Source organism: Cupriavidus oxalaticus (genome assembly GCF_016894385.1).
GTDB classification, from domain to species: domain Bacteria; phylum Pseudomonadota; class Gammaproteobacteria; order Burkholderiales; family Burkholderiaceae; genus Cupriavidus; species Cupriavidus oxalaticus.
Map to the genome: position 1 here is coordinate 2809413 of NZ_CP069812.1, position 20242 is coordinate 2829654.

Below are 20242 nucleotides of genomic sequence, written 5' to 3' on the forward strand. Positions count from 1 at the left end.
AAAGGTTTCTCTTGTAGAATCAGCGCTTTGCCCAATCCCTGCCACGCCCGCCGCGTGTGCGGCAACGCGAGACAGAGACCATGTTCGAGATCCATTCCGGCGACATCGTCGCGGCCGCCCTGGCCGCCGCTGGAGCCTGCCTGCTGTGCAGCATTCCAGGCGATTTCCTGCGCCGCTTCCCGCTGTGGGCGGTGCAGACCTATGGCCGCGGCGCCCTGCTGATGCCGTTCCTGGCCATGATGGTCGGCACGTGGCTGTTCCGCCTCGGCGTGGCCGGCCAGCTCGATACCGACGCCGGCCAGGCGCTGGTGGTGGCTGCCGGCTTCCTGACCACGCTGCTGCTGTCGGCCCTGCTGCGCTTCTACCTGAAGGAATACCGCAAGCGCTGAGGCGCCTCCGGCCTGCATCCCGGCCGGCCATTTGTGCCGGCTGGCCCACCTTGCCCTGCCCGCGCGCGTACGGCTGCGCCGCCGAATCGCGTATGATGCGGCCTTTCGCGCTCCGCGCCGCCGTGCCGGACGCAGCCGCACATCTTTCTCCATGGCGCTCAAGTCCACCATCTTCAAAGCCGAACTGGCCGTCTCCGACATGGACCGGCCCTACTACGGCAGCCACAGCCTCACCATTGCCCAGCATCCGTCCGAGAACGACGCGCGCATGATGGTGCGCGTGCTCGCCTTCGCCTGCGAGGCCACCGAAACGCTGGCATTCACCCGCGGCCTGGACGAGCCGGACGAGCCCGACCTGTGGGACAAGCGCCTGACCGGCGACATCGCCCACTGGGTCGAGCTGGGCCAGCCCGACGAAGCGCGCCTGAAGCGCGCCGCCGCCCGCGCCGAGCGCGTGACCGTCTACACCTACAGCGGCGCCAGCGCGCGCGAGTGGTGGAAGGGCATGGCGGGCAAGGCCGGCAAGCTGCGCAATGTCACCGTCTACAATGTCCCGACGGAAGCGGTCGACGCGCTCGCCGCGCTGGCGCAGCGCGCGATGCGCCTGTCGGTGACGATCCAGGACGGCGATATCTGGGTCGCCGACGACGACCGCAACGTGCAACTGCAACTGGACGTGCTGCAGCGCGCCCAGGATTGAACGAGGCGGCCACCGCCGCGCTCCCGATTCACCTCGACTGGTCCCTGCCAGTTTCTATCGGAAGGAAATCACCATGCAAACCACGCCCTCTGGCCTGCAATACGAAGACACCACCGTCGGCTCCGGCGCCGAAGCCACCGCCGGCAAGCACGTCACCGTGCACTACACCGGCTGGCTGTACGAAAACGGCCAGGCCGGCCGCAAGTTCGATTCGAGCAAGGACCGCAACGATCCGTTCGTGTTCCCGCTGGGCGCCGGCCACGTGATCCGCGGCTGGGACGAAGGCGTGCAGGGGATGAAGGTCGGCGGCGTGCGCCGCCTGGTGATCCCGGCCGACCTCGGCTACGGTGCGCGCGGCGCCGGCGGCGTGATCCCGCCGAACGCGACGCTGCTGTTTGAAGTGGAACTGCTGGCGGTTTAACGGCCGTCGCTCCCGCGCAGGCGGGAGCCCCGTGTCTTTATTCAGCGCATGCGCTGGCTGAAAGACGCTGGGTTCCCGCCTGCGCGGGAACGACAACCGAGCGTTGTATCAGATATCGGGCGCCGTTCCCAAGGCGCCTCAGAACCCGATGGCGGCGTTGCCGACATCGACCCGGACCTTGTCGCGGTCCAGCAGCCGCGCCGCATGGCGCGCATAGTCCTGCGCCCAGGCAGGATCGCCGGAGAAGCGCGACTCCCCGGAAAACTTGGCGACATTCAGGATCTTGTCGATCACCAGCACCTTGCCGACCGGGCTCGACGCCTGGCAATCCAGCTCGGTGTACTCCCGGTCGAACCAGCGCCACGCCGCATCCTCGCCCACCGCGGCCAGCTCGTCCGCGCCGATCGTGAAGTCATACTCCTTGCCGCTACCGAACACCACCGTAAGCGTACGCGCCATCGCAGGTTCCTCCTGGTCGGATTGAGGCTCCCATTGTAAAGACTGCCCGCCACTGCGGGCCAGCAAAACGCCCCCGGCTGACCGCGGACAAGCGTGCGCGGTCACGGCTCGATCCCGATCACGCCGGGTGGCAAGGCCGCCACGCGGCGGCGACCGTTGCCTAACGCCCACACCAATGCCTCCGCCTCAGGCATTTCCGGGAAAAACTGGCACTTATGTCATTTCCCCCACCTGCCCGGGACGTTGCTTTGATTTATGCTTGCAGCATGGCCATTACGCGACAGGACCTCGAATCCGACCGGCTGCGCACCTCGCTGTGCAGTACCCCGGTCGCGTCCTCGCTGTTGCCCGAGCACGTGCTGGAGCAGTCCCTCTGCGACGCGCTGGCATGCAAGCCCGATGATCCCGCGCTCGGCGGCGATGTCTGGGTGTTCGGCTATGGCTCCCTGATCTGGAACCCGATGGTGGTGCACACCGAGCGCCGGCGTGCGACCGTGCATGGCTACCACCGCGGCTTCTACCTCTACTCCCGCATCAACCGCGGCACCTGGGACAACCCGGGGCTGGTGCTGGGCCTGGATCGCGGCGGCTGCTGCCACGGGATGGTGTTCCGGATCCCCAGCCACGTGGTCGAGCAGGAATTCCGCGTGCTGTGGCGGCGCGAGATGCTGACGGGCGCCTACCACCCGCGCTGGCTGCGCATCCGCACCGGCGGCAATGGCCATGGCGATGGCGATTGGGGGCCGGAGCAGCGCGCCCTGGCCTTCGTCATGAACCGCGCGCACGAGTCCTACGCCGGCCGGCTGCCGGACACCAGCGTGGTCGAGCGGCTGCGCCACGCCGCCGGGCTGTACGGCCCGGCGCGCGAATACCTGCAGCAAACCCTGCTGGGGCTGGCCACCAACGGCGTCGACGATCCCTACCTGGGCCGGCTGTGGCGCCAGGTCCAGGCGGACGATGCCGCCGACGCCGAAAGTGCCGCCGCCAGGGCCGGCACCGCCGGCACCGGCATGGACGATACCCCACCCTCGCCGGCCCGGCCTCGCGAAACCGTCTGAGCCCAGGAGCTCCCGCCATGACGCGCCCCGCCGTCCGCAGCCGCAGACAAGCACTCCATGAGATGCTGGGGCTGATGGGCTTGCTGGTTGGGGGCAGCCTGCTGGCGGCGCAGGGCGGCCAGACTTTGCCCGCACGGCCCAGGGCGGGCGCGGCCACCGAGAGCGGCGCCGCGCGGCCGCGCGCCACGGCGCGCGTACCGCTGCGCAGTGAAGGCCTGAGCGCGCTCGACCGCAACCTGATCACCGCCGCCGGCATCGGCGACCAGGACATGGTGGCGCGCCTGCTGGCCGCGGGAGCCACCGCGCGCGCGGCCGACGAACGCGGGCGCAGCGCGCTGCAGGCCGCCGTGCAGAGCCACCACGTCGAAGTCGCGCGGATGCTGATGCTGGCCGGTGCGGACGTGAACCACAAGGACGCCGACGCCAACAGCCCCTTCCTGCTGGCCGCCGCCAGTGGCCAGGCCGAGATCGTCCGGCTGGCGCTGGCGCATGGCGCGGACCTGGGCAGCACCGACCGCTACGACGGCACCGCGCTGATCGTCGCGAGCCAGCAGGGCCATGTGGAAGTGGTGAAGCTGCTGCTGAAAGCCGGCATTGCCGTCGACCACGTCAACAACCTAGGCTGGACGGCGCTGCTTGAGGCGGTGGTGCTGGGCGATGGCAGCACGCGCTACGAGGAAACGGTGCAGCTGCTGCTGGATGCCGGCGCCGACGCCAACCTGGCAGACCGCGAAGGCGTGACGCCGACCCGCCACGCCCGCGAGCGGGGATACAAGACGATGGTGAAGATGCTGATGCGGGTGCGGGGGCATTGAGCCTCGCCCTGGGGCGGTTCGGACGCCAATTGGGTGCTCCCTCTCCCGCGCGCGGGAGAGGGTTGGGGTGAGGGCCGGGCGCTGGCCGGAGCCACCATGCTGGACAAAACCGTTGGCCTTGCTTGTTGTGGTTCCTCGCTAATCCACCCCTCACCCCGGCCCTCTCCCCGTGAGGGGGGAGAACACCTTGCTGAGGCTAGTTCGGGCGGCTTTGGCGCATCCGAAACCGTTGGCTTCGCTATTTGCCCTAGACTGCCGCCCGCGCGTTCTCGCTCTCCTGCAGTTGCCGCCACATCACCTTGCCGGTCCCAGACTTGGGCAGCGCGTCCACGAACTCCACCACCCGCGGGTACTTGTACGCGGCCATGTTCTCCTTGGCCCAGTCGATGATCTCGTCCGGCGTAGTCTTGCCCCTGGCATGGGCGCGCAGCACCACCACCGCCTTGACGGTCTCGCCGCGGTACGGGTCGCGCGTGCCGATGATGCAGGCCTCCTGCACGTCCGGATGCTTGTACAGCAGGTTCTCCACCTCGGCCGGCCAAACCTTGAAGCCCGACGCGTTGATCATGCGCTTGAGGCGGTCGGTGATGAAGTAGTAGCCCTCCTCGTCCATGCGCCCCAGGTCGCCGGTGCGGAAGAAGGTCTTGCTCTCGAACTCGAGGAAGGACTCGCGCGTGGCGTCTTCCTTGCCCCAGTAGCCCTTGAACACCTGCGGGCCGCTGACGATGATCTCGCCGATCTCGTTGGGCGGCAGTTCCTTGAGCGTGACCGGGTCGATCACGCGCGCGTCGGTGTTGAAGGTCGGCACGCCCAGGCACTGCAGCTTGGGCCGGTCCGACGGGTTGCTGTGCGTCGGCGCCATGGTCTCGGACAGCCCGTAGCCTTCCAGGTAGTTCAGCCCGAACTGCTCGCGCAGCCGTTCGGCCACGGCCTGCGGCATGGCCGCGCCGCCACCGCCGATATAGCGCAGGCTCGACAGGTCGAACTGTGCCAGGTTGGGGCTGGCCAGGAAGTCGATCACCATGGTCGGGATATTGGTCCAGTGCGTGACCTGGTAGCGCGAGATCAAACGGCCGGCCACCTCGCGGTCCCAGCGCGGCAGCATCACCACGGTGGCGCCGCTGTAGATCGGGCCGTTCATGCCGTACTGCATGCCGGTGACGTGGAACAGCGGCAGCACCGACAGGATCACCGATTCGGCGCCCGAGCCCGACCAGGTCGCGCCGCCGACGATGTTGTGCATGACCGAGCGGTGCGTATGGATGCAGCCCTTGGGAAAGCCGGTGGTGCCGGACGTGTACGGCATCACGGCCATGTCGTCCGGCCCGGCCGTATGCGGCCCCGGCTGCAGGCCGGCGCCCAGCGCCTCGGCCCATGCGGTCGCGCCGGCGGGCAGCGCGTGCGGCGTTGTCAGCCACGCGGGCGGTGCGTCTTCGGGGTGCTCGTGCGCGGGCGGCAGCGCGTCGGCGTACTGCGTCACCAGCAGGTGCTGCAGGCGCTCGGCCGGCGCCAGTTCCGCCACGGCCTGGTCCACGCCGGCGGCCAGGTCGGCCGTGCAGATCGCCACGCGCGCCTGCGCATCGGTGACGTAGTGCTTGAATTCCTCGGCGCGGTTCATCGGGTTGACCGGCACCACCACAGCATCGGCGCGCAGGATCGCGTAGTAGCTGACGATGAACTGCGGGCAGTTCTGCATGTACAGCAGCACCCGCTCGCCCTTCTTCACGCCCGCCTTCTGCTGCAGCCAGCCGGCCAGCGCGGTGGCCTGCGCTTCCAGTTCGCGGAAGGTGATGGCGTTGCCGAAATAGCGGATCGCCGCCTTGTCCGCATAGCGGAGCGCCGACACTTCCAGGTTGTACCAGAGCGACGTCTCGGGCAGCACGATGGCGGTCGGCAGGCGCTTTGGCCAGAACTGGAAATGCGGACGGACTGGGTTCTGCATGAAACGTCTCCTGTGCGTCGGTCTTCGGACCGGGTCTGTCGGTATGGTCAAGGACTATAACTGAACGATCGTTCTATTTTCAACCGGTGACTTTCCCCAACGCCGGTGTGCGGCTACGGCGGGCGACTACGGGCAGCCGTTGTATTTGGCGCCTTCGCCCTCACAATAGATAGATCTCCGCCTCTTTCAGGACTGTTCATGAGCGACGTCAACCTGCAGAATTTCGAAACCGAAGTGATCGACGCCTCGCACCAGGCGCCGGTGCTGGTCGATTTCTGGGCGCCCTGGTGCGGCCCCTGCCGCACGCTGGGCCCGATGCTGGAACGGCTGGAGGCGGAAGCGGCAGGCAGCTGGAAACTGGTCAAGGTCAATGTCGACGAGAACCAGGAACTGGCCGCGCATTTCGGCGTGCGCAGCATCCCCCATGTGGTGGCGATCGCCGACGGACAGGCCGTGGACCAGTTCACCGGCGTGCTGCCGGAGTCGGGGCTGCGCGAGTTCCTGGGCCGGCTGGCGCCGGGCCAGGCCAGGTCGCCGCTGGCCGAGGCGCAGGAACTGGCCGCCGCCGGCAACCGCGACGGCGCCGAGACCCTGTTCGCCGACGCGATTGCCGCGGACCCGGAATCCGACGCCCCGCGGCTGGCCTATATCGGCTTCCTGCTGGACGGCAATGACGTCGGCCGGGCCAGGGCGGAATTCGCGGCGCTGTCGCCGCGCGCCGGGCAGGAAGATGGCTATGGCGCCCTGCGCACGCGCATCGAAGCCATGGAAAACGCCGCCGGCCTGCCCGATGAGGCCACCCTCACCGGCCGCATCGCCGCCGATCCGCGCGACCTCGCGGCCCGGCTGGACCTGGCGCGGCTGATGATCGCGCACCAGCAGTACGAGCCGGCGCTGGAACAGCTGCTGGCGATCGTGCGCACCGACCGCGGCTTCGAGGACGATATCGGCCGCAGGACCATGCTGTCGGTATTCGAGATGCTGGCCGACCGGCCCGAGGTGGTGTCGCGCTGGCGCCGCCAGTTGAGCACATCGCTGAACTGAGCGGGGAGCCAAGCGCCATGTCCACGCCCCGCCTGGTCGATTTCAGGACCGAACCCGCCCCGACCCACGACCGCCCGCGGCCCGACCGGCTGGTGTCGGGCAACCCCGACCGCACCACCTGGACGCACTACAGCGCCGGACACGGCGATTTCGATTGCGGCATCTGGGCCTGCGAGCCCGGCGCGTGGCGCATCGCCTTCCCGGCGGGCAAGGAAGAGTTCTTCCATGTGATCAGCGGCCGCATCCGCATCAGCGACGAGGCTGGCGAGGCCCGCGAATTCGGCCCGGGCGATTCCTGCGTGATCCCGGCGGGCTTCACCGGCCTGTTCCAGGTGCTGGAGCCGGTGCGCAAGTATTTCGTCGTGATCGACCGCGACGCGGCGCGGCCTGCCTGAGCCCGGCCGGCTTCGGCCGGCTTCAAGCGCCTCAGGCCGCCTCAGCCGGCCCTTCCACCAGCGTGAAGCCGTTCTCGCGCATATGCTCGACCATCATCGCGTCCATCGACTTGACGTGATGGTCGAACCAGCCTGACAGCTCGGACACCAGCCGGCGGCCCAGCCCGAATTCGCCGTCGGACTGGACCTTGTCGCGCACGGCGACGGCCACGGCCAGCACCTGCTTGTGCTCGCCCGCGTGGCAATGGCGCGGACCGAAGCCCATCGCCTCCATCCACTGTTCTTCCTGCGCGAAATGGTGGCGCGTATGGTCGATCCACTCGTCCATCGCGGCCAGGAAGCCGGCATCGTCGGCACTGGCCACCGCGGCCAGCAATTGCACGAACTCGGCGTGGGTGGCATCCGTGACCGGTTCGCCAAGGTGAAGATCTTCGGGCAGGCCGGCGGAGGAGAGCTGGTCTTTGGCGTCCATGGGGAGCGGCGGCAATCGCGGGGAAATCGTGTGGAAAACGGCAAGGATACCGAATCGACGCGGCCCGGACCTGATCTTGCGCAAGCCGGGCGGGTATGCTGTGGGGTATGCGCCCCGCCCGCCACCCCTATCGCCCATGCCACGACTGATCTTTTTCTGCGGCCATGCCGGCACCGGCAAGACCACCCTCGCTCACCGCCTGATCGGCCCGCTGATGCAGGCCACCGGCGAGCCCTTCTGCCTGCTCGACAAGGACACGCTGTACGGCCGCTACAGCGCCGCGGCCATGGCCGCCATTACCGGCGACCCCAACGACCGCGACAGCCCGGCCTACCTGGACCACCTGCGCGACCCCGAATACCAGGGCCTGCTCGATACCGCGCGCGAAAACCTGGCACTGGGCATCAGCGTGCTGGTGATCGGCCCGCTGTCGCGCGAGATTCGCGCCCACCTGCTGAACGATCCGGAATGGCTGCAGGTGCCGCAAGGCACCACCGTCCGCATCGTCTGGGTGCACCTGCCGGAAGACGAGGCGCACGCGCGCATCATCCGGCGCGGCAACCCTAACGACGCCTACAAGCTGCAGCACTGGGACGCGTACCGCACGCGGCGCTTCATGCCGAGCGCGGACGAATATCCCGAACTGATCTTCTTCGACAACCTGGCGCCGGGCGAGGCCGAGGTCGACGGCCTGCTGCGCGCGTTGAGCGCCTGAGCGACGGGCGGCTTCAGCCGCGCGCGATCGCGCCGATCGCCGCCGATGCCGCGACGAAGCCGAACACGGCCGTCACCGCCACCGACGAGCCGAAGCCCGCACAGGCCAGCCCCTGCGGCCCGCTCGCAGCCGCATGGCCGCCGTGCCCGCCGTGCCCATCGTGCGGCGGCGCCTCGTCGATCTCGCAGGCCTGCTGCTCGGGCTCCGGATACTGCAACGGCTCGTCGGAATAGACCGCGGCAATGCCGAACTTCTTCTTGGGATCGCGCGTGAAGCCCCACTGCTTGCGCAGCCCGGCGCGCACCTTGGACAGCAGCGGGTCCTGGATCGTGCGCGCCAGGTCGTCGATGCGCACGCGCGTGGGATCGACCTGGCCGCCGGCGCCGCCGCAGGTGATCACCGGCACGCCCTGGCGCCGCGCCCAGCCGAGCATTTCGGTCTTGACCCGCACGGCGTCGATGGCGTCGATCACGTAGTCAAAGCCGGCGCCGAGCAGCGCGGGCACGTTGTCGGTGGTGACGAAATCGTCGACCTGCGTCACCCGGCAGCGCGGGTTGATGGCAACGATGCGCTCGGCCATGGCCTCGACCTTGGCGCGCCCGTAGGCATCGCCCAGCGCGTGGATCTGCCGGTTGGTGTTGGACAGCGCGATATGGTCGAGGTCGATCAGCGTGATGCGGCCGACCGCGTTGCGCGCCAGCGCCTCGGCGGCCCAGCTGCCCACGCCGCCGATGCCGACCACGCACACATGGGCCGCCTCCAGCCGCGCCAGCCCGGCGGCGCCATACAGCCGCGCGACGCCGCCGAAGCGGCGGTGGTAGTCATCGTCGGCCGGACTTTCGTGGGTCAGCGGCTCGGGCAGGCCAGGCAGATGGCCGGGGAGGTCACCGGGAAGGTCGCCGGGCAAGGGGTGTGCGGCATCGTTCATGCTGAGGGCTCTGGAGCGTGGGGACGAGGCGGCGGCGGCCGGGGCCGCGCCGGCAGAAAAATCCGGCATTCTCCGGCGGCGATGTCAGCCAACCCCCGACAAAGACGGGAAGCGCGCAACTATACAATAGACCTGCAGTGGTCCGTTCGCCGCCCCACGCAAGCCCAGGCAGGCCCAGGCAAGCATCGGGGCCAGCCGGTCCCAGCGGACCCGCCCCGCCATAGAGGAGCCCGCCTCATGCCCGTGCGCCGCAAGGTCGTCCTGTGGAGTGTGCTGACACCGATCGCGCTGATCGCGCTGCTGGTGGTCCTGTTCCTGACCTTCGACTGGAACCGCGTCAAGCCCTGGCTCAACGACAAGGTTTCCGAGGCCATCGGCCGTCCCTTTGCCATCAACGGCGACCTGACCGTGACCTGGCGCCGCGGCGAAGGCGAGACCGGCTGGCATACGCTGGTGCCGTGGCCGCGGTTGTCGGCACGCGACATCACCATCGGCAATACCGACTGGGCGAAACAACCCAACCTCGCCACCGTACGAGAACTGATCTTCGTGCTGCGGCCGATCCCGCTGCTGGCGCACCAGATCGCGGTGCCCACCATTGTGGTCGACAGCCCGGCGGTATGGCTGGAGCGGCTGGCCGATTCCCGCAACAACTGGACGCTCGAGTTCGGCCCCAAGAAAGGTCCGTCGAAATGGGAGCTGGATATCGGCGAGGTGGTGCTGGCGCGCGGCAACCTGGCGCTGTCCGACCAGTTCAAGAAGATCGAGCTGCAGGCACAGCTCGACACCATCGGCGACAACCCGCTCTATGACAAGGCGCGCGACGGCGCGCTGGTCGGCCCGCAGGCGTCCGCCGTGCCGCCCGGACCGCCGGCCAGCGCGGCCGCGGCATCTGCACCATCCGCACCTTCTGCGTCGGCCCCGCCTGCGTCCGGGCCGCCCGCCTCGGCCACCGCCGGCACCGACCGCTACGGCTTGCGCTGGAAAGCCACCGGCCGCTACAACGATGCCACCATCAATGCCAGCGGCAAGGCAGGCACCGTGCTGAGCCTGCGCAATACCGATGTGCCCTTCCCGTTCCTGGCCGATGTGCGCGTGGGCACCACCCGCGCGGTCGTCGAAGGCACCGTGACCAACCCCGCCCACCTGGCCGCGCTCGACGTCCACCTGACGCTGGCCGGCGACAGCATGGCCAGGCTGTACGCGCTCACCGGCGTGGTGCTGCCGTCGACCCCGCCTTATGAAACCCGCGGCCGGCTGATGGCCACGCTGCGCAAGGAAGGCTCGGTCTACGAGTACCAGAAATTCACCGGCCGGGTCGGCGGCAGCGACCTGTCCGGCACGCTGACCTTCACCAAGCGCGAGCCGCGCCCGCTGCTGGCCGGCACCCTGCTGTCGAACCAGCTGCGCTTCGTCGACCTGGCGCCGCTGATCGGCGCCGACGCCAAGCCCGGGCGCCCGGCCAAGGACAGCGCGGTGCGGCAGCCGCCCGACAAGGCATTGCCGGTGGCGCCGTTCCATACCGAACGCTGGGACAAGATCGATGCCGACGTGCACTTTACCGGCAAGCGCATCATCCGCGACGCGGACTTGCCCATCACCAACCTGGTCACGCACCTGAAGATGCAGGATGGCGTGCTGTTGCTCGACCCGCTCAACTTCGGCGTAGCCGGCGGCAACCTGGTGTCGACCGTGCGCCTGGACGGCAAGCGCGAGCCGATGGGCGCGGTGGTCGACATGACCGCCCGCCACATGAAGCTCAAGCAGCTGTTTCCCACCGTCGACCTGATGCGCGCCAGCATCGGTGAACTGAACGGCAGCGCCAGGCTGTCGGCCACCGGCAATTCGGTGGGGGCGCTGCTGGGATCGTCCAATGGCGAGGCCAAGCTGCTGGTAGAGAACGGCACGGTCAGCAAGTTCATCCTGGAAGCGATCGGCCTGAACGTGGGCAGCCTGGTGATCAACAAGCTGTTCGGCGACAAGCCGGTGCAGATCAACTGCGGCGTCAGCGACTTTGCCTTTACCAACGGCATCGCGCGCGCACGCACCTTCGTGCTCGATACCGACGATGCCGTCATCGAGACCACCGGCGGCATCGACCTGCGCAACGAGCGGCTGGCACTGACCATCCACCCGGACTCCAAGGGCCTGCGCATCTTTTCCCTGCGCTCGCCGCTGTACGTGGGCGGAACCATGAAGAAGCCGACCGTCAGCCCCGACATCGGCGTGCTGGCGCTGCGCGCCGGCGGCGCGCTGTCGCTGGCGCTGCTGGCGCCGGTCGCCACCGCGGTGCTGCCGCTGGTGGACCTGTCGCCCGGCGGCGACAGCAACAAATGCGCCGCACTGCTGGCCGACCTGCGCAAGCGCCCGGTCGCGCCGCCTCCCGGCAAGACCTACAAGGATCCAAGGACGGGCGGCACCGCGGGCATGACCGCCGGCAAGCCGATCCCGCCGGAAACGCCCGGCACCGCGGCACAGGCCGAGGCGCAGGCCGGCCGGCCCGCACGCGCTGAGCGCCCCCCGGCCGAGCGCGAAGCACGCAAGCCATTGCGCCCGGACAACGACGCGGCGCTGTACAAGGGCGGTTGAGCCGACGGGCACCACCGTCACTTTGCCGGGGAGTGTCGCCGTGTCGCGACATGTCTGCAGTTGTCTGAAGCGAAACTGCAACACTTCCGCCTGCTGCGGCATCCCGTCGCAGATTGCCGTTGTAACCCGCCCACATGCGGCGCATAATTAAACGGCCATTTACAAGAAGTTTAAGCATGGCAAGCATCGGATGCGAGGCGGGCTCGCCCGTTCGCATCCTTCGGAAGGCGCGGCTACGGCCGCCCTTTGTTTCCGCTTGTTTCCGTTCTTGTTGTCCGCCTCGGCACGGCCGCCGGCCGCCTGCGAGCGCGGAACCTCAACGCCACTCGCCCGCCCCCATGTCGCTGCCGCACGCCGCCGTCCCGCCGATCACCTGGCTGATCGCGCTGACGGTGTGCAACCACGTGGCCTTCAACGCCAGCCGCGTGGTGGTGTCGCTGTTCGCGATTTCCCTGAAGGCTTCCACCGTCACGCTCGGCGTGCTGATGTCGCTGTATGCGCTGCTGCCGATGCTGCTGGCCATCCGCGCCGGCAAGCGCATCGACGAGATCGGCCCGCGCAAGCCCATGACCGCCGGCTCGCTGATGGTGGTTGCCGGCACGCTGCTGCCCGCGGTGTGGCATGAACTGGATGCGCTGTACCTGTCGTGCGCGCTGATCGGCGTGGGCTTCATGCTGGTCCAGGTGGCCATGCAGCTGCTGATCGGCCAGGTCTCGACCAACGACACGCGGCTGCGCAACTACACCTGGCACGCGCTCGGGCTGTCGGTGTCGGGCACGCTGGGGCCGGTGGCGATGGGCTATGTCATCGAGCATGCCGGCTTCCGGCCCGCTTTTGCCTTGCTGGTCGCGGTGGCGCTGGTCGGCCAGGCCGGCCTGCAGTGGGTGCGGCCGCGGCTGCCCGCGCAAGGCGGCAATGCGGGCCGCATCGCCATCGAGGACGGCAGCCGCCGCTCCACGCTCGACCTGCTGCAGTATCCCGAGCTGCGCGCCGTCTTTGTCGCCAGCGCGGTGCTGTCGGCGGCCTGGGACCTGCACGCCTTCCTGATCCCGATCCAGGGCTCGCGCATCGGGCTGTCGCCGTCGTCGATCGGCTGGGTGCTGGGCGCCTTTGCCATGGCGACGCTGCTCATCCGCGTAGCGATGCCGGTGGTGTCGCGCCGCCTGTCGGAGTGGAAGATCATCCGCACCGCGCTGCTGGTAGGCGCGCTGGCCTACCTGGCCTACCCCTTCGTCACGCACTTCTGGCTGATGTGCGGGCTGGCCTTCGTGCTCGGGCTGGCGCTGGGCAGTGCGCAGCCCAATGTCATGAACATCCTGCACACGGTGTCGCCGCACGGACGCGCCGGCGAGGCGCTGGGCCTGCGCTCGGCGGTGCTCAATACCAGCCAGGTGGTGTGGCCGCTGACCTTCGGCGTGGTCGGCACGGCACTCGGCATGCTGCCGATCTTCCTGTCGATGGCCGGCGCAATGGGCGCGGCCGGATACTACTCGCGGCGCCAGGGACGCCGGGCACTGCCACCGGCATGAACGCCGGCGCGCGCCGCCACCCGTGGTGACGCCGCCGGCACGCCTTGCCGGCGCGCAAATGCGGCCCCCGGCGCATTCGCTATACTCGAATCAGCCGGACCTGCGCCCTCGCCCCCGGGCTCGCCGCGTATCCCGACCGATTCTCCGATGATTGCGACATGACTCAACTCGCCGACCTCCGCCGTACCTATGTCCTGGGCTCGCTGTCCGAAACCGACGTAGCCCCCGACCCGATGAGCCAGTTCAAGCGCTGGTTCGACGAGGCGGTCACGGCCAAGCTGCCCGAACCCAACGCCATGACGCTGGCCACCGTCGGCGCCGATGGCCAGCCTTCCGCGCGCATCGTGCTGCTCAAGGGCATCGACGACCGCGGCTTCACCTTCTTCACCAACTACGAGAGCCGCAAGGGCCTGGACCTGGCGGCAAACCCCCGCGCCGCGCTGCTGTTCCACTGGGTGCAGCTGGAGCGCCAGGTGCGCGTGGAAGGCATCGTCGAAAAAGTTGCCGACGACGAGAGCGACGCCTATTTCGCCTCGCGCCCCCTCGGCTCGCGCGTAGGCGCGTGGGCTTCCGAACAAAGCCGCGAAGTACCCGGCCGCGACGTGCTGGAACAGCGCGAACTGGAATACCGCAGCAAGTTCGGCGACAACCCGCCGCGCCCGCCGCACTGGGGCGGCTACCGGCTGGTGCCGACCGCAATGGAATTCTGGCAGGGGCGCCCTTCGCGCCTGCATGACCGCATCGTCTTTCGTGTCCAGCCGGGCGGCGCCTGGCAGATCGTGCGCCTGTCGCCCTGACGCGCTGGCCACGGAGGTCCGAACGGGTCTGTCCCGGGGGCTTCCCGAGGGTGCGCTGCACTGCCTGCGGAATTCGACTAAAGTGAGACTGGCGTCGCTTGGTGCTTCTTGCCCAAGCGCTCGCGACGGACTCGGGTCAAGGCTCGGGGCAGTACCTGCCTTGTCCGGAGGATCGGTCGAGCGTGTGCCGCAACCATCGGGAGGTAATGCGCATGTTTTTCAAGCAAGCCCTGGAAAAGCAACTCGACAACTGGATCGCCGACCTGCGTGACAATGCCAACCTGCCGGTCTGCTTGCGCCTGTGGAATGGCGCCGAGTATGCACTTGGTCATTTCGACAAGCCGCAGGTCACGCTGACCGTGCGCGAGGCCGCAGCACTGCCGCTGCTGCTGACGCCAAGCCTGGACAACCTGGGCGAGGCCTACGTACAGGGCAAGATCGACTTTGACGGCAGGCTGGCCGACATCATCAAGGTCGGCTACGGCCTGTCGTCGGCCGCCACGCGGCGGGCCGGCGGCGCGCTGGCCAAGGTGGCGCAGCATTTCTCGCACACCAGGCAGGCAGACAAGAAGTCGATCCAGTACCACTACGACGTCTCCAACGACTTCTACAAGCTCTGGCTCGATCCCAACATGGTGTATTCGTGCGCCTATTTCGAAAACGGCGACGAGGACCTGGCGACCGCGCAGCTGAAGAAGATCGACCATATCCTGACCAAGATCCGGCTGCAGCCCGGCCAGACGCTGCTGGACATCGGCTGCGGCTGGGGCGCGCTGGTGCTGCGCGCCGCGCAGAAATACGGGGCGCGCTGCGTGGGCATCACGCTATCGCAGAACCAGTTCGACCTGGCCACCGAGCGCGTCAGGGCGGCAGGGCTGTCCGACCGCGTCGAGATCCGGCTGCAGGACTACCGCGACACCACCGGCACCTTCGACCGCATCACCAGCGTCGGCATGTTCGAGCACGTGGGCAAGGACAACCTGCCCGGGTACTTCCGCCGCATGCGCGAACTGCTGGCCGATGACGGCTACGCGATGAACCACGGCATCACCTCGCCCGATCCCGACAACGGCCAGACGCCGATGGACGGCGCCGAGTTCATGGACCGCTACGTGTTCCCGCAAGGAGAGCTGCCGCACATCGGGCTGGTGCTGAAGACGCTGGAGCAAGGCGGCCTGGAAGCGCTCGACGTGGAACTGCTGCGCCGCCACTACGCGCAGACGCTGCGCCACTGGGCCGATAATTTCGAGGCCAAGGGCGAGACCATCCGTGATATGGTCGGCGAGAAGAAATACCGCATCTGGCGCGTGTACCTGGCCGGCTGCTCGCATGCCTTCGAGACCGACAAGATGTCGATCTACCAGGTGGTCTGCCACAAGGCGGGGATGTCGTCGGCCACTGTGCCCTGGTCGCGCCGCTATATCTATGAGCAGCCCATCGGCCGCAACGACTGAACGAACCCGATACCGACCGATTGACCGAAGACCTGTTTGGCGGGCTGCCCGTGCCCGCCCCGCAACAAGCCCCCGCCTCTCCCGCAAAGTCCGTCCGTGCCCAGGGCGTGCAACCCGCGCCGGTGGACGAGGCATTGCGCGCGCTGTCGACGCGCCTGCCCGCCAACCTCTGCTTCGGCACCTCATCTTGGGCGTACCCGGGCTGGAACCAGCTGGTCTACGACGGCGAATACGGCGACAGCATGCTGTCGCGCAAGGGACTGGCCGCGTACTCGCGCCATCCGCTGCTGCGCGCGGCGGGGATCGATCGCGGCTTCTACGGGCCGATCCCGCTGGCGGACTACCTTTCCTACGCGGCGCAAGTGCCGGACGGCTTCCGCTTCGTGGTCAAGGCGCCAGCCAGCGTCTGCGACGCCTGGCTGCGCGGCTCGGACGGCGCCGGCCGGCTCGCCAATGCGGCGTTCCTGGACGTGGAGATCGCCGCGCGCGACTTCATCGCCCCGGCCACCGCCGGCCTCGGCAGCAAATGCGGGCCACTGCTGTTCCAGCTGTCGCCGATGGGCAGCCTGGCGGACAGCGGCGTGTTCCTGGAGCGGCTCGACGCGTTCCTGGGCGCGCTGCCGCCGCTGGACCCGTCCATCACGCCGCATGCCTGCTATGCCGTCGAGCTGCGCGACCCGGCGCTGCTGACGCCGCGCTATATCAAGCTGCTGCGCCGCCATGGCGCGCGCTTCTGCCTGTCCGCGCGCGACCGGCTGCCGGCGGTGCCGCGCCAGGCCGCGGCGCAGGCCGTGATGGATGAAGCCGGCCCAGGGCCGCTGCTGCTGCGCTGGATGCTGCATGCCGGCCGGCCGTACGCGTATGCCGAGAAGCTGTACCAGCCGTTCGACCGCATCGTCGACGACGATCCCGGCACGCGCGACGCCATCGCCGAGGTGGTGGCGCGCACCGTACGCGCCGGCCAGCCCGCCATCGTCATCGTCAGCAACAATGCCGAAGGCTGCGCGCCGCTGAGCATCGTGCGGCTGGCCGAGGCCATCGCCGCACGGCTGTAGGCGTCCGCTACACCCGCAGCTTCGCGGCGAACTGCTTGCGGAACTTGGCCAGCTTGGGCGAGATCACGAAGGCACAGTAGCCCTGGCTCGGGTGGTCCTGGAAGTAGTTCTGGTGGGCCTCTTCCGCGCGCCAGTACGGCTGCTCGGGCTCGACCTGGGTCACGATCGGGGCATCGTAGACCTTGGCCGCGGCCAGCTCGCGCATCACGTACTCGGCCACGGCGCGCTGCGCTTCCGAATGCGTGAAGATCACCGAGCGGTACTGCGGCCCGATGTCGTTGCCCTGCCGGTCCGGCGTGGTCGGATCGTGGATGGCAAAGAAGATCTCGACGATCTCGCGGAAAGTGATCACGGACGGGTCGAAGGTGACGCGCACCACTTCGGCGTGGCCGGTTTGGCCCTCGCACACCTGCTGGTAGGTCGGGTGATCCACATGGCCGCCGGTATAGCCCGACTCCACCGCGACCACCCCCTTGACCTGCTGGTAGACCGCCTCCAGGCACCAGAAGCACCCGCCGCCCAGCGTGGCCGTATCCAATCGTTGTTCCATGTGCGCCGCTCCCTTGGCTGGTCTATGTCTATGGTTGTCCGGTGTTACGGACCTCAAGCATAAGCGCAGACGGGCGCGCGCGCATCGGCCATGCGGCTGGACTGCCGGGTCAGCCGTGTCAGCCATGTCAGTCGCCTTGGCGTTGCGATTCCAGCAGCGCCCGCAGCTGGGGCTTCATCACCTTGCCCAGCGCGCTGCGCGGCAGGTCGTCGAGCAGCACCACGTCCCGCGGCAGCTTGAAGCGGGCGATACGGGCCGCCAGCGCCTCGCGCACCGGCGCCGGGGCCAGCGGCGCGCGGTCGGCGCCCGGCGCCGGCACGATCACCGCCACCGGCACCTCGCCCCAGCGCGCGTCGGCCACCCCCACCACCGCGCACTCCTGCACGCCGGGCAGGCCGAGCAGCACATTCTCGATCTCGGCCGGATAGATGTTCTCGCCGCCGGAAATGATCATGTCCTTGCTGCGGCCGACCACCTCGATGCAGCCGTCGGCATCGCGGTGGGCCAGGTCGCCGGAGCGGAACCAGCCGCCGGGCAGGCCGTCGTCGGGCTGGTTCCAGTATCCGGCCATGACATTGGGGCCCTGCACCCATAATTCGCCGACTTCGCCCTGCGCCACCTCGGCGCCGTCGGGCCCGGCCAGCCGCACGGCCACCTCCGGCACCGGCCAGCCGGCATAGCCGGGCCGCGCCATGGCGTCTTCCAGCTTCAGCGCGACCGACACCGGTCCGGTCTCGGTCGCGCCATAGACCTGGCCGAGTGGCACACCGCGCGCGTGGAACGCGTCGATATACGACCGGGGGATCGTCGCGGAGCCGGCCATCACGCCGCGCAGCGGCGACAGGTCGGCGCCGTCCCAGCCGGGATGCTCCAGCACCGCGCGCAGCGTGGCCGGCACCATCAGCGCCAGGCTCGGGCACGCTTGCGCGACCGACGCCAGCCACGCGCCGGGCGCGAAACGGTCATGCAGCGTCACCTGCGCACCGGCCAGCAGCGCCGGCAGCGTCTGGATGCACAGGCCGCCGACATGGAAGGTCGGCAGCACCGACAGCACGTGGTCGTCCCGCGTCATGCCGTGCGCCCACCAGCTGGCGCGCGCATTGGCCAGCAGCCCGGCCTGCGTATGCACCGCGCCCTTGGGCTTGCCGGTGGTGCCCGAGGTGTAGGCCAGCAGCAGCGGCGCGTTGCCGGCAACGTGCGGATAGCTGGCAACGCGCGGCGCCGGGTGATCGACGATGCGATCCAGATGCGCCAGCCGGCACTGGCCATCGCCGGCTTCCTGCGCCAGCGCGGCATGCGCGTCGTCGTGGCACAGCAGCGCCAGCCGCGCATGGCCGGCGATGGCGTGCAGCTCGGCCGCGGCGAGCCGGTAGTTCAACGGCACGAACATCGCCCCGACCCGCGCGCAGGCGAACAGCAGCACCAGCTGCAATGCATGGTTCAGGCACAGCGTGCCGACCCGGTCGCCGGGGCGGATGCCCCAGGTGGCCACCAGGTGCGCGCTGGCCAGCTCCACACGGCGCCACAGCTCGCCGTAGCTGAACGTGCGACCGAGATAGTGCAGCGCGGGCCGCTGCGGCGCCGCATCGGCGTGCGCCCACAGCAGGGCCGGCAGCGTGCCGGGCCCGGCGTCGCCGCAAAGGGACGGGCCACTGCGGGCGCCGCTCATTCGTCGCGCTCGCCGGATTCGTACAGCGTTTCGCGGCCCATGCGGTCCAGGATCAGTTCGGCGGTCCACGGCAGCATCAGCGCGCCGCAGCGCGAGTCGCGGTACAGGCGCTCCAGCGGCAGGTCCTTGAGCATCGACTGCCCGCCGCAGGTGCGGATCGCCAGCCGCGCGATATCGTTGGCGCCTTCCATCACGGTGTAGTGCGCGGCGTACAGGCGCAGGCGCTCGTCCTTGGAAGGGTTCGGCTTCGCTTCATGGATCACGCGCCAGAAGATCGAGCGCATGTTCTCCAGCTGGATGCGCATCTGCGCCACCGCGATCTGCTTGGTCGGGTACATGCGGCGCTTGACCGGCGGCTGGCCCGGCACCTCGCCGCGCAGGTACTGCACGGTGAAGTCGTAGGCGGCCTGCGCCACGCCGAGGTAGGTCGGCGACAGCGTGAAGAACATGGCCGGCCACGTCTGCGCGGCGCGGTAGTAGACCCCGCGCGGCATCAGCTGCTCCTGGTCGGGCACGAACACGTCCTTGAGCAGCAGCGTGCGCGAGACCGTGCCGCGCATGCCCATCGGGTCCCATGCGCCGGTGACGGTGAGGCCGTCGGCCTTGCCCGGCACGGCGATATAGAGGGTATCGCGCATGTCGGGATGGTGGTCGCCGCGGTCCTCGGTGCAGAGGATGCCGTAGTAATCGGCCGCGCCCGACAGCGACGCGAAGATCTTGCGGCCGTTCAGCACCCAGCCGCCTTCGACCTTGCGCGCGGTGGTGCCGAACGGCGCCTTGCCGGCGGCCGCGGCCGAGCCTTCCGAGAACGGCTGCGCGTAGACCGCGCCGTCGCGCACCACGCGCGCGAAATGCAGCGCGCGGCGGGCCTCGTGCTCGGCGCGCTGTCCGGGCGTCATCTCGATGCCATCGGACAGCGTGCCGGTCCACATGGTCGAGCAGATATGCATGTTGTACGTCAGCGCCGTGGCGCCGCAGAAGCGGCCGATCTCGGCGCCCACCATGCAGTAGGTGGCAAAGTCCGCGCCCTCGCCACCGAAGGCTTCCGGCACGCACAGCGCCAGCAGCCCGGCTTCGCGCAGGTCATCGTAGTTGGCGAAGGGAAAACTGGCCTCGCGGTCCCAGGTGGCGGCGCGCGCGGCGAAGCGTTCGCGGCCCAGGCGGTTGGCCAGCGCCAGCAGGCGCGCCTGGCGCGGGGTGAAATCCGCCGTACCGACGGCGGGAATGAAGTCGAGCTGGCCGGAAGGCATGTCGCGGTCTC

The 20242-nt window shown here is 69.0% G+C and carries 20 protein-coding genes; 13 read left to right on the plus strand and 7 right to left on the minus strand.

The window, feature by feature from the left end; all coding sequences use genetic code 11:
- The first annotated feature begins 80 nt into the window (after positions 1 to 80).
- The 3 genes from JTE92_RS25375 to JTE92_RS25385 all read left to right on the plus strand — a co-directional run bounded on the left by JTE92_RS25375 (position 81) and on the right by JTE92_RS25385 (position 1510).
- On the plus strand, positions 81 to 389 hold the full coding sequence (locus tag JTE92_RS25375; RefSeq protein ID WP_063240455.1) for a hypothetical protein: 309 nt from the start codon (positions 81 to 83) through the stop codon (positions 387 to 389).
- Positions 390 to 540: 151 nt separating this feature from the next.
- Positions 541 to 1089: a YaeQ family protein gene (locus JTE92_RS25380; RefSeq protein ID WP_063240456.1), complete on the plus strand. Its 549-nt coding sequence runs from the start codon at positions 541 to 543 to the stop codon at positions 1087 to 1089.
- A gap of 73 nt (positions 1090 to 1162) precedes the next feature.
- Entirely contained in the window at positions 1163 to 1510 is a 348-nt protein-coding gene (locus tag JTE92_RS25385; RefSeq protein ID WP_018008195.1) for an FKBP-type peptidyl-prolyl cis-trans isomerase, read from the plus strand.
- Positions 1511 to 1648: 138 nt separating this feature from the next.
- Here JTE92_RS25385 and JTE92_RS25390 read toward each other — a convergent pair whose 3' ends face one another.
- Positions 1649 to 1969, minus strand: coding sequence for a hypothetical protein (locus tag JTE92_RS25390; RefSeq protein ID WP_063240457.1), 321 nt, complete (start codon positions 1967 to 1969; stop codon positions 1649 to 1651).
- A 266-nt stretch (positions 1970 to 2235) separates the two neighbouring features.
- Between JTE92_RS25390 and JTE92_RS25395 the strand changes: the two genes are divergently transcribed.
- Positions 2236 to 3027, plus strand: a complete 792-nt coding sequence (locus JTE92_RS25395; protein ID WP_063240458.1) for a gamma-glutamylcyclotransferase — start codon at positions 2236 to 2238, stop codon at positions 3025 to 3027.
- A 17-nt stretch (positions 3028 to 3044) separates the two neighbouring features.
- Entirely contained in the window at positions 3045 to 3842 is a 798-nt protein-coding gene (locus JTE92_RS25400; protein WP_084254710.1) for an ankyrin repeat domain-containing protein, read from the plus strand.
- Positions 3843 to 4089: 247 nt separating this feature from the next.
- On the opposite strand, the gene JTE92_RS25405 is transcribed toward JTE92_RS25400, so the two are convergent.
- Entirely contained in the window at positions 4090 to 5784 is a 1695-nt protein-coding gene (locus tag JTE92_RS25405; protein WP_063240459.1) for a long-chain fatty acid--CoA ligase, read from the minus strand.
- A gap of 198 nt (positions 5785 to 5982) precedes the next feature.
- On the opposite strand from JTE92_RS25405, the gene trxA reads away from it, so the two are divergent.
- Both trxA and JTE92_RS25415 read left to right on the plus strand, forming a co-directional pair.
- On the plus strand, positions 5983 to 6828 hold the full coding sequence (gene trxA / locus JTE92_RS25410; RefSeq protein WP_063240460.1) for a thioredoxin: 846 nt from the start codon (positions 5983 to 5985) through the stop codon (positions 6826 to 6828).
- Between the two features lie 17 nt (positions 6829 to 6845).
- On the plus strand, positions 6846 to 7223 hold the full coding sequence (locus tag JTE92_RS25415) for a cupin domain-containing protein (RefSeq protein ID WP_063240461.1): 378 nt from the start codon (positions 6846 to 6848) through the stop codon (positions 7221 to 7223).
- 31 nt (positions 7224 to 7254) lie between these two features.
- On the opposite strand, the gene JTE92_RS25420 is transcribed toward JTE92_RS25415, so the two are convergent.
- Entirely contained in the window at positions 7255 to 7695 is a 441-nt protein-coding gene (locus tag JTE92_RS25420; protein WP_063240462.1) for a bacteriohemerythrin, read from the minus strand.
- A gap of 136 nt (positions 7696 to 7831) precedes the next feature.
- Between JTE92_RS25420 and JTE92_RS25425 the strand changes: the two genes are divergently transcribed.
- Positions 7832 to 8410 carry a P-loop nucleotide/nucleoside kinase family protein gene (locus tag JTE92_RS25425; protein WP_063240463.1) on the plus strand — a complete coding sequence of 193 codons (579 nt, stop codon included), beginning with the start codon at positions 7832 to 7834 and terminating at the stop codon, positions 8408 to 8410.
- 13 nt (positions 8411 to 8423) lie between these two features.
- Here the strand turns inward: JTE92_RS25425 and tcdA are convergent, their stop codons facing one another.
- The gene (gene tcdA, locus JTE92_RS25430; RefSeq protein ID WP_084254711.1) at positions 8424 to 9338 is read right to left on the minus strand and encodes a tRNA cyclic N6-threonylcarbamoyladenosine(37) synthase TcdA; all 915 of its coding nucleotides are present in this window, start codon (positions 9336 to 9338) and stop codon (positions 8424 to 8426) included.
- Positions 9339 to 9575: 237 nt separating this feature from the next.
- Between tcdA and JTE92_RS25435 the strand changes: the two genes are divergently transcribed.
- The 5 genes from JTE92_RS25435 (at position 9576) to JTE92_RS25455 (ending at position 16762) form a co-directional block, all read left to right on the plus strand.
- Complete coding sequence (locus JTE92_RS25435) at positions 9576 to 11927, plus strand: AsmA family protein (RefSeq protein WP_063240464.1); 2352 nt, start codon at positions 9576 to 9578, stop codon at positions 11925 to 11927.
- Positions 11928 to 12265: 338 nt separating this feature from the next.
- Complete coding sequence (locus tag JTE92_RS25440) at positions 12266 to 13456, plus strand: MFS transporter (RefSeq protein ID WP_063240465.1); 1191 nt, start codon at positions 12266 to 12268, stop codon at positions 13454 to 13456.
- 158 nt (positions 13457 to 13614) lie between these two features.
- Complete coding sequence (gene pdxH / locus JTE92_RS25445) at positions 13615 to 14253, plus strand: pyridoxamine 5'-phosphate oxidase (RefSeq protein WP_063240466.1); 639 nt, start codon at positions 13615 to 13617, stop codon at positions 14251 to 14253.
- A 212-nt stretch (positions 14254 to 14465) separates the two neighbouring features.
- A complete protein-coding gene (locus JTE92_RS25450) occupies positions 14466 to 15707 on the plus strand; it encodes a class I SAM-dependent methyltransferase (RefSeq protein WP_063240560.1) in 1242 nt (413 codons plus the stop codon).
- Between the two features lie 20 nt (positions 15708 to 15727).
- The gene (locus JTE92_RS25455) at positions 15728 to 16762 is read left to right on the plus strand and encodes a DUF72 domain-containing protein (RefSeq protein WP_063240467.1); all 1035 of its coding nucleotides are present in this window, start codon (positions 15728 to 15730) and stop codon (positions 16760 to 16762) included.
- A gap of 7 nt (positions 16763 to 16769) precedes the next feature.
- Here JTE92_RS25455 and msrA read toward each other — a convergent pair whose 3' ends face one another.
- The 3 genes from msrA to JTE92_RS25470 all read right to left on the minus strand — a co-directional run bounded on the left by msrA (position 16770) and on the right by JTE92_RS25470 (position 20231).
- The gene (gene msrA / locus JTE92_RS25460; RefSeq protein ID WP_063240468.1) at positions 16770 to 17312 is read right to left on the minus strand and encodes a peptide-methionine (S)-S-oxide reductase MsrA; all 543 of its coding nucleotides are present in this window, start codon (positions 17310 to 17312) and stop codon (positions 16770 to 16772) included.
- A gap of 127 nt (positions 17313 to 17439) precedes the next feature.
- A complete protein-coding gene (locus tag JTE92_RS25465; RefSeq protein ID WP_063240469.1) occupies positions 17440 to 18981 on the minus strand; it encodes a class I adenylate-forming enzyme family protein in 1542 nt (513 codons plus the stop codon).
- A complete protein-coding gene (locus tag JTE92_RS25470) occupies positions 18978 to 20231 on the minus strand; it encodes an acyl-CoA dehydrogenase family protein (protein WP_063240470.1) in 1254 nt (417 codons plus the stop codon). Before JTE92_RS25470 ends, JTE92_RS25465 begins: the two co-directional genes overlap by 4 nt.
- Between the last annotated feature and the right edge of the window lie 11 nt (positions 20232 to 20242).